Source organism: Pseudomonas sp. FW305-70 (assembly GCF_058783925.1).
This window is the reverse complement of record NZ_JBYSYZ010000004.1, coordinates 163,300-175,186: the sequence shown is the minus strand read 5'-3', so window position 1 is coordinate 175,186 and position 11,887 is coordinate 163,300. Positions and strand designations below refer to the sequence as shown.

Sequence of the window (11,887 nt, the reverse complement as noted above, 5' to 3'; positions counted from 1 at the left end):
GGTAGGCCTCCTGATCAACGTGGGAGGCAAGGGTGTTGGGTGTAGCCGAGCATCTGATCGTAAAGATCGGATCGGCGATCGCGATGCAGATCGTTCAGGTTGTTCCAGATGGGCGCACTGCGGGAGCTGGTCAGGTCGACATCGGCAAACAGGATTTCCTGCCTGTCTGCCGAAGCCACGGCGCCAATCGGCCAGCCGTTGGTTCCGGCAATCAACGAGCAGCCCAGGTAGCGCGCGCCGCGCTCCTCGCCGATTCGGCTGGCAGCAGCGATAAACACATTGTTGACGTGAGCGGCGGTCATCGTCAGATAAGACGCCATGCACTTACCGGCATCGTCGAACAGCGGCGGCGGTGTCCAGACCCAGTTGTTCAGGCTGCAAATGATGTCCGCGCCTTGCAGGGCGAGGATCCGTGGCACTTCCGGGAACCAGATGTCCCAGCAGATCAACAGCCCGATGCGGCCGATCGGTGTGTCGAAAACCGGGAAACCCAGGTCGCCGGGGGTGAACCAGAGCTTCTCCAGATTCCACAAATGGGCTTTGCGGTACTTACCGATAAAACCGTCTGGTCCCACCAGAACGCCGGTGTTGAAGAGTCGCATGCCGTCGCGTTCAGCCAGACCGGCCACGAGGTAAACGTTGTGTTCGCGGGCGAAGTCGATCCAGCACCGCACGCTTGGTCCGTCGGGAACCGCTTCGGCATGGGCGAAGGCATCCTGCCGATTGCTGAAGAAATAGCCGGTATTGGAAAGCTCGGGCAGAACGATGAGATTCGCACCGCCGTTTACCGCTTCAAGCGCCAATTCCAGGCTGCTACGCAGATTACCTGCACATTTCTCGATGCCGACTTGTGGATCGAATTGCACGACTGCTACACGAGCAGGGCTTGTTGGCTCAGACATTCCGTCGTTCCTCTTTTTATTGTTTTTCAAGCTGTTAAATGGCGTGTGTATAAGAGGGGAATCAGGAATGGGGTGTAAGTCAGCTACTTCCGTTTAGGTCGTAGTCCTTGTCCTAAAGTGGATCAGCGTGATGTTTGATGGCAGTGGGTGGCTGGCGCGAGAGGTAGAGCCATGTATTGCGTGCATGGCTCTGGAGCGGGGATGTGATCAGGTTTTGAGTTGGTAGTGCGGGTAGTCGCTCAAGGTAAATCCGCCATTGAAGGTCGCGGCGGTTTTGTTGCAGATATGAATCACTGCATCGACAGCACCGCGAAAACATGGCTCCGTCCAACCGGCATCGACGGAAAATGATTCACCAGACAAATACAAGCCTGATACATGAGCGAGGTCCCGGTTGTACTTCATCAGGCCGACGGCATCGTAGTAGGTGCCCGGTCGGTAAAGCTTGGCACAGCCCAGAGCATTTTTATCAGTGACCCAACGCTGAACCACCGCTTGATCAATGCCGATGTAGGGAGAAATTTTCTCCTGGATATTGGTAGAGTTCATGAGTATGCGATCCAGCTCTTCGGCGCATTTTGATACCAATTCCTTATCGCTGAATGAGGCGAGCTTGGTTGCGTCATCTTCCCAGGTATAACTCAGCAGGATGCAGTCATAGCTGTAGTTGTCGTTGTAGCGGTAGGTATAGACATCGTGGATAAAACTGTCGGTTATGATGGCTTGCGGGATGTTTTTGTTTTTCGAGAGAAATGATTTCTTCAGCGGTGCAAACACTTTGCAGCTAGTTTCCCAGTGTGCGGTTTTGTAGGCGTTAATCGTCTCGAAAGGCAGCATCTCCCGGGTGAAGTTTTCGAGCTTGATTCGAGTTTCAATCAGCCAGGAGGGTAGTGTCATGATGACCGAGTCAAAGTCATCAAATTGCTCCTGGGTTTGCTCGGGTTGACTGTGTTTCCAGTTGTAATAGACGCGTATTTTTTGATTGGTCAGCTTTTCCAGTTTTGTGACGGATGAGTCGGTGAGAAGCCCATTGCTTCTTTCGAGGCAATGTTCGTAGACGGACTTTCCGGTTTCGTCGGCTTTCACAAACAGCAGGCATTCGTCCAACGCGGCGAGGCCGATGTAGCGGGGCTTGTCGAAACTCTGCCCCATTGAGTCAAAAACGGCTTCGCTATTCAGGTAGGGCGAATCCAGTGGATCGCCGTTTGAGTCCACTCGACCATGGATCAGTTGCAATTGGCTGCTGAAACCGAAAATCGCGGTACGCAGAGGGTAGAGGCAGCAGACGTCGTAAAAAGCTCCCCAGCTACCGTCACCGATACCTATCGCGTAAAAAATTGCGGACTCTTGCGCAGTCATTCCCATTCCGCCGAAATCTCCGGGTGAGCGGCCATCCCAAGCTTCCAGTGCTGGCATGCTGACCAGGTCGCGGAACGAGATACTCTCGTATTTTTCGACGATAGAAGCCCATGTGGTTTCCCATTCCTGCCTCGCATAAAGCTCCGCAACTGGCGGGTCATGCGATCGGCAAAGGTTTTCCACTTGGAATAAACCTTTTGCAATTCATCGCCGGGAGGCGGTGTTTCGCCGTCTTCGTTTTTCCATATCAACATTTGCGGCGCCGATCCGCCGCCCATGCTGCCCTCCCGGAGATAGATGCCTGTCGAGCCAACCCATTGGCTACCGGGGTTGGCGAAGTCTGAAAACGCCAATTCAAATTGATTGGCGTAGTAAGCCATCAGCGACCGACCTTCTGTCGGCGGCTCATCCGCCCGGTTGAAGAAGGGCATGCGCATGGCACCCATTTCAAACGGTGTATGACTTGTTGCTGAGTTTCGGCTACCGGGAACGGTCAGATGCCTGCCGCCGATGCGTCTGGATTGTTCGATGAGAGTGATATGGGTAAAGCCGCAGCGATAAAGTTCTCTGGCGGCGGTCAGGCCTGTGACGCCGGCGCCGATGATGCAGATTTTATGTTGCGGGTCAGTTGCCCTGGCGATGCCGTTTTCCTGTTCTACCAGTGCACGATAGTCAAAGCACAAATCCGGCGGATTGGGAAAGCGAGCTGCCCATTTGTTTTTAGCCGAACGCTTTGTTCGGGCGGCCTCTTTGGCGATGTATGAAGGGTAGTTGTAGCTTGATCCGATAGTCACCTTTGATCTTCCCTGATGGTGTTTGAAGGGGAAGATGTTGAAGCTCTGGATGGCCTGCGTACATTAGTCGGACGAGATAAGTTGATGCTCTATATTCGTTTTTTATCGTAAGAAAAGACGCTGTATGGAGGTCACTGGCGTTTCCGCGCCCAGCGTGGGAATGCACTCCATGACCTTTTTTATCGTATGTCAAAGCGGAGCGCAGAGCGTCTCTGGCTGCATTCCCACGTGAACGTGGAAATGCAGCCAGAGCAAGTTTGCGGGATTTTATGCAGCCTGCTGAAACTGCTGCCGATACTGGTTCGGCGACAGCTCCGTGTGCTGGCGGAACAGCCGCGCAAAGAAGCTCGCATCGTCATAGCCCACCTCATAGCTGATGGTCTTGATGCTCTTGCGGCTGCCGGACAACAAGCCCTTGGCGGTTTCGATGCGCAGGCGTTGCAGGTAATGCAGTGGCTTGTCGCCGGTGGCGGTCTGGAAGCGGCGCATGAAGTTGCGGATGCTCATGCCGTGTTCGCGGGCGACGTCTTCGAAGCGGAACTTGTCGGCGAAGTGTTCTTCGAGCCAGTGCTGGATCTGCAGGATGATCACGTCCTGGTGCAGCTTCTGGCCGCCAAAACCGATGCGTCCCGGCGAGTAGCTGCGCTGTACCTCGTACAGGATGTCCCGCGCTACGGCCTGGGACACATTGGCGCCACAGAAGCGTTCGATCAGGTAAATGTACAGGTCGCACGCCGAGGTGGTGCCGCCGGCGCAGTACAGGTTGTCGGCGTCGGTCAGGTGTTTGTCCTGATTGAGCTGGACCTGTGGGAAACGTTCGGCGAAGGCATTGAAGAAGCGCCAGTAGGTGGTCGCTTCCTTGCCGTTGAGCAGCCCGGCTTCGGCCAGCCAGAACACACCGGTGGCCTCGCCGCACAGCACGGCGCCGCGCGCATGCTGTTGGCGTAACCAGGGCAGGACTTGGGGGTAGCGTTTGCAGAGGCTTTCGAAATCGTCCCAGAACGCGGGAAGAATGATGATGTCGGCGTTTTCCAGCCCACCGTCCACCGGAATCATCACATCGCTGAAGGTGTTGACCGGTTTGCCATCGGGGCTGACCAGGCGGGTTTCGAACGCCGGTGTCAGGCCCTGGCCCAGCTGTTTGCCGTAGCGCAGGCTGGCGAGGTGGAAGAAATCCTTGGCTTGCATGAGGGTGGAAGCGAAAACCCGGTCGATGGCCAGGATGCTGACGCGCCGCAGGGGCGTGGAGGCTTGGTTAGACATAATTCAACTTTATTTTTATAGGGGGAAGTGGTCACCAGACGGCTGGATCGTCTTATTTTTTGTCGGATGTGTCCAGTGTCCTGTATCGGAAGCGAGGCATAGTCTCTGAAGGTCAACTCCTTCTAAAAACAAAGAAAAGGTGCCGCATGATCCCCAGAACCTTGTTCAGTTCCGAGCACGAGCTTTTCCGCGACAGCGTGCGGACGTTTCTCGAAAAGGAGGCGCTGCCCTTCCATGGGCAATGGGAAAAACAAGGCTATATCGACCGCAAGCTGTGGAACAAGGCAGGGGAGGCGGGGATGCTTTGCTCACACCTGCCGGAAGAGTACGGCGGTCTGGGGGCGGACTTTCTCTACAGCGCGGTGGTGATCGAAGAAGTGGGGCGACTTGGCCTGACCGGCATCGGTTTTTCCCTGCACTCGGACATCGTGGCACCGTACATCCTGCATTACGGCAGTGAGGCGCTGAAGCAGAAGTACCTGCCGAAACTGGTGTCCGGCGAGATGGTTACCGCGATCGCCATGACCGAACCGGGCGCCGGTTCCGATCTGCAGGGCGTGAAAACCACGGCCGTGCTCGATGGCGATGAGTATGTGATCAACGGCTCCAAGACCTTCATCACCAACGGCTACCTGGCCGATCTGGTGATCGTCGTCGCCAAGACCGATCCGAAGGCCGGCGCGAAGGGCACCAGTCTGTTTCTGGTGGAAGCCAATACGCCGGGCTTCGACAAGGGCAAGCGCCTGGAGAAGGTCGGGATGAAAGCCCAGGACACCTCGGAGCTGTTCTTCCAGGACGTGCGTGTGCCCAAGGAAAACCTGCTGGGCCAGGCCGGGATGGGCTTTGCCTACCTGATGCAGGAATTGCCTCAGGAGCGCCTCACGGTGGCCGTTGGCGGGCTTGCATCGGCCGAAGCGGCGCTGCAATGGACGCTGGACTACACCCGCGAGCGCAAGGCGTTCGGCAAGTCGATCGCGGATTTCCAGAACACCCGGTTCAAACTGGCGGAGATGGCCACGGAAATCCAGATCGGCCGTGTCTTCGTCGACCGCTGCCTGGAACTGCACCTGCAAGGCAAGCTCGACGTGCCAACGGCGGCGATGGCCAAGTACTGGGGGACCGACCTGCAGTGCAAGGTGCTCGACGAGTGTGTGCAGTTGCACGGTGGCTACGGGTTCATGTGGGAGTATCCGATCGCGCGGGCATGGGCGGATGCGCGCGTGCAGCGGATCTATGCCGGGACGAACGAGATCATGAAGGAGATCATTGCGCGGTCGCTTTGATCTGAGTTGGGCAGGCCAGACGCCATCGCGGGCAAGCCCGCTCCCACAGGTACAGCGTAGTCCTTGTGGGAGCGGGCTTGCCCGCGAATGGGTTTAGAGATCAATCAAGGTGCCGGATTCGGGTGATCCTTGTGAATCGCCTCGATCCCCTCCAGCACTTCTTCCGACAGCTTCAAGTCGAAACTGGCGATGTTGCTGTCCAGTTGCTCCATCGTCGTCGCGCCAATGATGTTGCTGGTCACGAACGGCTGCCGCGTCACGAACGCCAGGGCCATTTGCGCCGGGTCCAGACCGTGTTCGCGAGCCAGGGCCACGTACCGGCTGCAGGCTGCTTCCGACTGTGGGTTGAAATAGCGGCTGAAGCGGCTGTAGAGGCTCAGGCGACCTTTTGGCGGGCGGGCGCCACCTTCGTACTTGCCTGACAGGAAACCGAACGCCAGCGGTGAATAGGCGAGCAGGCCGCATTGCTCGCGGATGGCGATTTCCGCCAGGCCGACTTCGAAGCTGCGATTGAGCAGGTTGTACGGGTTCTGGATCGAAACGGCGCGCGGCCAGCCACGGGCTTCGGCCAGGGCCAGGAAGCGCATGGTGCCCCACGGCGTTTCGTTGGACAGGCCGATGTGGCGGATCTTGCCGGCGCGGACCTGTTCGTCAAGCGCTTCAAGGGTGTCCTCCAGCGGGGTCAGGTTGGCCTCGATCTTGTGCTTGTAGCCGAGCTGGCCGAAGAAGTTGGTGCTGCGCTCCGGCCAGTGCAACTGGTACAGGTCGATGTAGTCGGTTTGCAGGCGCTTGAGGCTGGCGTCCACGGCTTCGGTGATGTGCTGCCGATTGTGCCGAAGGTTCTTGTCGCGGATGTAGTCGATGGTATTGCCGGGGCCGGCGATCTTGCTGGCCAGGATCCAGTCGCCGCGGTCGCCGCGGCTTTTGAAGTAATTGCCGATGTAGCGTTCGGTGGTGGCGTAGGTTTCGGCCTTGGGCGGCACCGGGTACATTTCGGCGGTGTCGATGAAGTTGATCCCGGCGCTCTTGGCTCGTTCAATCTGGGCGAAGGCGTCTGCCTCGCTGTTTTGCTCACCCCAGGTCATGGTTCCGAGGCAGAGGGCACTCACGTTCAGATTGGTTCGGCCTAGCTGGCGATAGTCCATCGTGCTGCTCCTTGGGCAAAACAATCATAAAAGCAGGTTGAATTATTTTTCGCAATCTGCATAATTGCGCACCTCTTTCTGCAGTGGAAGTGATGCGCCGCCGCCGAAGAATCTTGCCGTTGAACGGACGCGCCGACCCGAGCCCCCGAAAGCGTCTGTATCCGGCTGCCTTTGACTTGTCAAAGTACGCACTATTCAGTAAGATCCGCCGTCTAATTTACAGGGCGGCCCCTGAGGCTATAAAGAATGAAAACTTTTACTGCTAAACCGGAAACAGTAAAGCGCGACTGGTTTGTCGTCGACGCTGCTGGTCAGACCCTGGGTCGTCTGGCCACCGAAATCGCGAGCCGTCTGCGTGGCAAGCACAAGCCTGAGTACACTCCTCACGTTGACACCGGCGACTACATCGTCGTAATCAACGCTGAGCAGATCCGTGTTACCGGTGCTAAAACCACTGACAAAATGTACTACTCCCACTCCGGTTTCCCGGGCGGCATCAAGTCGATCAACTTTGAAAAGCTGATCGCCAAGGCCCCTGAGCGCGTGATCGAGACCGCGGTCAAAGGCATGCTGCCTAAGAATCCGCTGGGTCGCGACATGTACCGTAAGCTGAAAGTCTATGCGGGCGCTGCACACCCACATACTGCTCAGCAGCCCCAAGAACTGAAGTTTTAACGGAATAGTACATTATGTCGGCGACTCAAAATTACGGCACTGGCCGTCGCAAGACCGCAACCGCACGCGTTTTCCTGCGTCCGGGTACTGGTAACATCTCCATCAACAACCGTTCGCTGGATAATTTCTTCGGCCGCGAAACTGCCCGCATGGTAGTTCGTCAGCCGCTGGAATTGACTGAGACTGTCGAGAAGTTCGACATCTACGTCACCGTGATCGGCGGTGGTGTGAGTGGTCAAGCTGGCGCAATCCGCCACGGCATCACCCGCGCTCTGATGGACTACGACGAGACTCTGCGCAGCGCCCTGCGTAAAGCCGGCTTCGTAACCCGCGATGCTCGTGAAGTTGAACGTAAGAAAGTCGGTCTGCGTAAAGCGCGTAAGCGTCCGCAGTACTCGAAGCGTTAATTCGCTTTCACGTTCAAAAAAGAACGCCCAGTTTCCTCACGGAACTGGGCGTTTTTTTATGCCTGTGTTTTATCAAAGAATTGCGCTGTGACAACTTGCCACATCCGTAGACGCCCTATACTCCAAGGCTTGAGGGTGGTGGGCTCCGGTAATTACCTTGTCAGAATTGGGGCTTTTCATTACCATTCGGCAAAATTTTTATAAGTACATAGTTTTACTTAGTAGATGCCTGATTTAACAGGCCACAAAGCTGATGGGAGAGGACTGAATGAGCAATGACGGCGTGAATACAGGCCGGCGTCGCTTCTTGGTAGCAGCCACATCCGTGGTGGGTGCTGCAGGAGCGGTGGGGGCTGCGGTCCCGTTCGTGGGGTCATGGTTTCCCAGTGCCAAGGCGAAAGCCGCTGGTGCACCGGTGAAAGTGAATGTCAGCAAAGTCGAGCCAGGCCAGCAGATGATTGCTGAGTGGCGCGGTCAGCCGGTGTTCATCGTCCGCCGTACACCGGAAATCCTGGGGAACCTGAAGAAAATCGAGGGCCAGCTCGCTGACCCGACCTCCAAGAGCTCGACACAACCGACTTACGTTGATCCGGAAACCCGTTCGATCAAGCCTGAGGTTCTGCTGCTGATCGGTATCTGCACGCACCTGGGTTGCTCGCCGACCTTCCGTCCTGAAGTGGCACCTGCGGATCTGGGTAAAGACTGGGTAGGCGGTTATTTCTGTCCCTGCCACGGTTCCCACTACGATCTGGCTGGCCGCGTCTACAAGTCGCAACCTGCGCCTTTGAACCTGCCAGTTCCCCCGCATTCCTATGAGACCGATGAGATCATTGTCATTGGCGTCGATACGGAGAAAGCGTGATGAGCAAGTTCATGGATTGGGTTGATGCGCGCTTTCCCGCGACCAAGATGTGGGAAGACCATCTCAGCAAGTATTACGCTCCGAAAAACTTCAACTTCTTCTACTTCTTTGGTTCCCTGGCATTGCTCGTTCTGGTCAACCAGATCGTTACCGGTGTCTGGCTGACCATGAGCTACACCCCGTCGGCGGAAGAGGCGTTTGCCTCCGTTGAATACATCATGCGTGACGTCGAGTACGGCTCGATCCTGCGTCTGCTGCACTCCACCGGCGCTTCGGCGTTCTTCATCGTGGTCTATCTGCACATGTTCCGTGGCCTGCTCTACGGTTCGTACCAGAAGCCGCGCGAGCTGGTGTGGGTCTTCGGCATGCTGATCTACCTGGCGCTGATGGCCGAAGCCTTCATGGGTTACCTGCTGCCGTGGGGCCAGATGTCTTACTGGGGTGCCCAGGTGATCATCTCGCTGTTCGGTGCGATCCCGGTCATCGGCAACGACCTGACCCAGTGGATTCGTGGTGACTACCTGATTTCCGGCATTACCCTGAACCGCTTCTTCGCCCTGCACGTGGTTGCCTTGCCGATCGTCATCCTCGGTCTGGTGGTGCTGCACATCCTGGCGTTGCACGAAGTCGGTTCGAACAACCCGGACGGCGTGGACATCAAGAAGCACAAGGACGAAAACGGCATACCGCTGGACGGCATCGCCTTCCACCCGTACTACACCGTGAAAGATATCGTCGGTGTGGTGGTGTTCCTGTTCATCTTCTGCTCGATCGTGTTCTTCTTCCCGGAAATGGGCGGCTACTTCCTCGAGAAGCCGAACTTCGAACAGGCCAACCCGTTCAAGACGCCTGAGCATATTGCGCCGGTCTGGTACTTCACGCCTTACTACGCGATCTTGCGTGCGGTTCCGGACAAGCTCCTGGGTGTTATCGCCATGGGTGCGGCCATCGCTGTGCTGTTCGTGCTGCCGTGGCTCGACCGTAGTCCGGTCAAGTCCATGCGCTACAAGGGCTGGCTGAGCAAGATCTGGCTTGTCGTGTTCTGCATCTCGTTCGTGATCCTCGGTGTTCTGGGCGTGCTGGCGCCGACGCCAGGTCGTACGTTGCTGTCGCAGGTATGCACCTTCCTGTACTTCGCCTACTTCATTCTGATGCCGTTCTACACCCGGCTCGAGAAGACCAAACCGGTTCCGGAAAGGGTGACTGGCTGATGAAAAAACTATTTGCTGTATTGATGCTTGCTGCGCTGCCAGTGTTCGCTTTCGCAGCCGAACACGGTGGTCCTGAGCTGGAAAAAGTCGACATCGACGTTTCCGATAAGGCAGCCATGCAGGACGGCGCACGCACGTTCGCCAACTACTGCATGGGTTGCCACAGTGCCAAGTTCCAGCGCTATGAGCGTGTTGCCGACGACCTGGGTATTCCCCATGAGTTGATGCTGGAGAAGCTGGTGTTCACTGGCGCCAAGATCGGCGACCACATGAACATCGGCATGCAGCCAGCGGACGCCAAGGCCTGGTTTGGTGCCGCACCGCCGGACCTGACCCTGGTTGCCCGTGTTCGCGGAACCGACTGGCTCTACGGTTACCTGAAGTCGTTCTACGAAGATCCTTCGCGCCCATGGGGCGTGAACAACAAGGTCTTCCCGAACGTGGGCATGCCTAACGTCCTGGCCGGCCTGCAAGGTCGCCAGGTAGTGGGATGCAAACAGGTTCCGATCGTCGAAGGCGGCAAGAAGCAATATGATCCGCTGACCGGCACGCCGTTGACTCATGAAGCGTGCGATCAGCTGACCATTGTGCCGAAAAGCGGTGCTCTGACTGAAGAGCAGTTCGATGAGAAGGTCAAGAATCTGGTAACCTTCCTGGCTTACTCGGCTAACCCGGTTAAGCTGCAACATCAGCGCATCGGTACGTACGTATTGTTGTACCTGGCGTTCTTCTTCGTATTCGCTTACCTGCTCAAGCGCGAATACTGGAAAGACGTGCACTGATAAAGCTTCAAGCTATTGCTGTTAATCGCGCGCGCCCAAGGGCGCCTCTGAATAGGTAGCGAAACTGGTGATCCAGTCGTTACGGGAGGCGCCCTCTGGGCGCGCTCGTTTTTCCGCTTTCGATAATTTCTACAAGCGAGGAGGATCGCCATGGGCGTGACCAATCGGTTGGCCTGTTACTCCGACCCCGCCGACCACTATTCCCACCGAGTGCGCATCGTACTGGCAGAGAAGGGTGTCAGCGCCGAGATCATTTACGTGGAAGCTGGGCGCCAGCCACCTAAACTGATTGAGGTGAACCCTTACGGCAGCTTGCCAACCCTGGTCGATCGAGACCTGGCGTTGTGGGAGTCGACCGTGGTGATGGAATATCTGGATGAGCGTTACCCGCACCCGCCGCTACTGCCGGTTTATCCTGTGGCGCGTGCCAACAGTCGCCTGCTGATACACCGCATTCAGCGCGACTGGTGTGGTCTGGTGGATCTGATTCTGGATTCGCGGACCAAGGAAGCAGCCCGTGCCGTGGCTCGCAAAGAGTTGCGCGAAAGCCTGACGGGTGTGTCGCCACTGTTTGCCGACAAGCCATTTTTCCTCAGCGAGGAACAAAGCCTGGTGGACTGCTGCCTATTGCCAATACTCTGGCGATTGCCGATTCTGGGTATAGAACTGCCGCGGCCGGCCAAGCCGCTGCTTGATTATATGGAGCGCCAGTTTGCGCGTGAGGCTTTCCAGGCGAGTCTGTCTGGTGTCGAACGCGACATGCGCTAAGGCTTAAGGAGCCGCTATGAACTCCAGTCGACCTTATCTGGTCCGCGCGCTCTATGAGTGGATTGTGGACAACGATTGCACCCCGCATATGCTGGTCAATTCCGAGTATCCGTCGGTGCAGGTGCCTCAAGGCTTTGCCAGTGACGGCCAGATCGTCCTGAACGTATCGCCACAAGCCGTGCGCCACTTGCACATGGATAACGAGGCGGTCAGTTTCGAGGGGCGCTTTGGTGGTGTGCCGCACACCTTGTACGTGCCTATCGCATCGATCCTGGGTATCTACGCCCGGGAGAATGGCCAGGGCATGGTGTTCGATCTGGAATCGCCGATGGGCGAGGACGACGACATCGAGCCGGATGACGACCTTCCGCCACCAGACAGCGAGCCACCGCGTCCAAGCGGTCGCCCCAGTTTGAAGGTGGTGAAGTAATAAAAA

Annotated in this window: 11 protein-coding genes and 1 pseudogene; 8 read left to right on the top strand and 4 right to left on the bottom strand. The window is 57.0% G+C overall.

Annotated features, from left to right (window positions below):
- Positions 1-14 precede the first annotated feature (14 nt).
- From AC3WN7_RS04955 to AC3WN7_RS04945, 3 genes and pseudogenes are all read right to left on the bottom strand, one after another.
- Positions 15-902, bottom strand: a complete 888-nt coding sequence (locus tag AC3WN7_RS04955) for a nitrilase family protein (protein ID WP_102673402.1) — start codon at positions 900-902, stop codon at positions 15-17.
- Between the two features lie 207 nt (positions 903-1,109).
- Positions 1,110-3,055, bottom strand: a pseudogene (locus AC3WN7_RS04950) (flavin monoamine oxidase family protein).
- A gap of 267 nt (positions 3,056-3,322) precedes the next feature.
- Entirely contained in the window at positions 3,323-4,243 is a 921-nt protein-coding gene (locus tag AC3WN7_RS04945; protein WP_172435712.1) for a GlxA family transcriptional regulator, read from the bottom strand.
- 221 nt (positions 4,244-4,464) lie between these two features.
- Here AC3WN7_RS04945 and AC3WN7_RS04940 point away from each other — a divergent pair, with 221 nt between their 5' ends.
- On the top strand, positions 4,465-5,601 hold the full coding sequence (locus AC3WN7_RS04940) for an acyl-CoA dehydrogenase family protein (protein ID WP_102673401.1): 1,137 nt from the start codon (positions 4,465-4,467) through the stop codon (positions 5,599-5,601).
- A gap of 104 nt (positions 5,602-5,705) precedes the next feature.
- On the opposite strand, the gene AC3WN7_RS04935 is transcribed toward AC3WN7_RS04940, so the two are convergent.
- Positions 5,706-6,746 (bottom strand): NADP(H)-dependent aldo-keto reductase, encoded by a 1,041-nt coding sequence (locus AC3WN7_RS04935; RefSeq protein WP_102673400.1) that lies wholly within the window; start codon positions 6,744-6,746, stop codon positions 5,706-5,708.
- Positions 6,747-6,992: 246 nt separating this feature from the next.
- On the opposite strand from AC3WN7_RS04935, the gene rplM reads away from it, so the two are divergent.
- From rplM to AC3WN7_RS04900, 7 genes are all read left to right on the top strand, one after another.
- Positions 6,993-7,421, top strand: coding sequence for a 50S ribosomal protein L13 (rplM, locus tag AC3WN7_RS04930; RefSeq protein ID WP_007917032.1), 429 nt, complete (start codon positions 6,993-6,995; stop codon positions 7,419-7,421).
- 14 nt (positions 7,422-7,435) lie between these two features.
- Entirely contained in the window at positions 7,436-7,828 is a 393-nt protein-coding gene (gene rpsI, locus AC3WN7_RS04925; protein WP_003228056.1) for a 30S ribosomal protein S9, read from the top strand.
- A 268-nt stretch (positions 7,829-8,096) separates the two neighbouring features.
- On the top strand, positions 8,097-8,690 hold the full coding sequence (gene petA, locus AC3WN7_RS04920) for a ubiquinol-cytochrome c reductase iron-sulfur subunit (protein WP_095965542.1): 594 nt from the start codon (positions 8,097-8,099) through the stop codon (positions 8,688-8,690).
- Positions 8,690-9,901, top strand: coding sequence for a cytochrome b (locus tag AC3WN7_RS04915; RefSeq protein ID WP_095965541.1), 1,212 nt, complete (start codon positions 8,690-8,692; stop codon positions 9,899-9,901). Before petA ends, AC3WN7_RS04915 begins: the two co-directional genes overlap by 1 nt.
- Positions 9,901-10,683, top strand: coding sequence for a cytochrome c1 (locus tag AC3WN7_RS04910; protein WP_102673399.1), 783 nt, complete (start codon positions 9,901-9,903; stop codon positions 10,681-10,683). Before AC3WN7_RS04915 ends, AC3WN7_RS04910 begins: the two co-directional genes overlap by 1 nt.
- Positions 10,684-10,833: 150 nt before the next feature.
- Positions 10,834-11,451 (top strand): glutathione S-transferase N-terminal domain-containing protein, encoded by a 618-nt coding sequence (locus AC3WN7_RS04905; protein ID WP_007972581.1) that lies wholly within the window; start codon positions 10,834-10,836, stop codon positions 11,449-11,451.
- Positions 11,452-11,467: 16 nt separating this feature from the next.
- Entirely contained in the window at positions 11,468-11,881 is a 414-nt protein-coding gene (locus AC3WN7_RS04900) for a ClpXP protease specificity-enhancing factor (RefSeq protein WP_007972582.1), read from the top strand.
- The last annotated feature ends 6 nt before the right edge of the window (positions 11,882-11,887 follow it).

Coding starts and splice junctions, on each gene's coding strand:
- rplM (WP_007917032.1), top strand. CDS start 6,993: ATGAAAACTTTTACTGCTAAACCGGAAACAGTAAAGCGCGACTGGTTT.
- AC3WN7_RS04945 (WP_172435712.1), bottom strand. CDS start 4,243: ATGCAAGCCAAGGATTTCTTCCACCTCGCCAGCCTGCGCTACGGCAAA.
- AC3WN7_RS04935 (WP_102673400.1), bottom strand. CDS start 6,746: ATGGACTATCGCCAGCTAGGCCGAACCAATCTGAACGTGAGTGCCCTC.
- AC3WN7_RS04940 (WP_102673401.1), top strand. CDS start 4,465: ATGATCCCCAGAACCTTGTTCAGTTCCGAGCACGAGCTTTTCCGCGAC.
- rpsI (WP_003228056.1), top strand. CDS start 7,436: ATGTCGGCGACTCAAAATTACGGCACTGGCCGTCGCAAGACCGCAACC.
- AC3WN7_RS04900 (WP_007972582.1), top strand. CDS start 11,468: ATGAACTCCAGTCGACCTTATCTGGTCCGCGCGCTCTATGAGTGGATT.
- petA (WP_095965542.1), top strand. CDS start 8,097: ATGAGCAATGACGGCGTGAATACAGGCCGGCGTCGCTTCTTGGTAGCA.
- AC3WN7_RS04905 (WP_007972581.1), top strand. CDS start 10,834: ATGGGCGTGACCAATCGGTTGGCCTGTTACTCCGACCCCGCCGACCAC.
- AC3WN7_RS04910 (WP_102673399.1), top strand. CDS start 9,901: ATGAAAAAACTATTTGCTGTATTGATGCTTGCTGCGCTGCCAGTGTTC.
- AC3WN7_RS04915 (WP_095965541.1), top strand. CDS start 8,690: ATGAGCAAGTTCATGGATTGGGTTGATGCGCGCTTTCCCGCGACCAAG.
- AC3WN7_RS04955 (WP_102673402.1), bottom strand. CDS start 902: ATGTCTGAGCCAACAAGCCCTGCTCGTGTAGCAGTCGTGCAATTCGAT.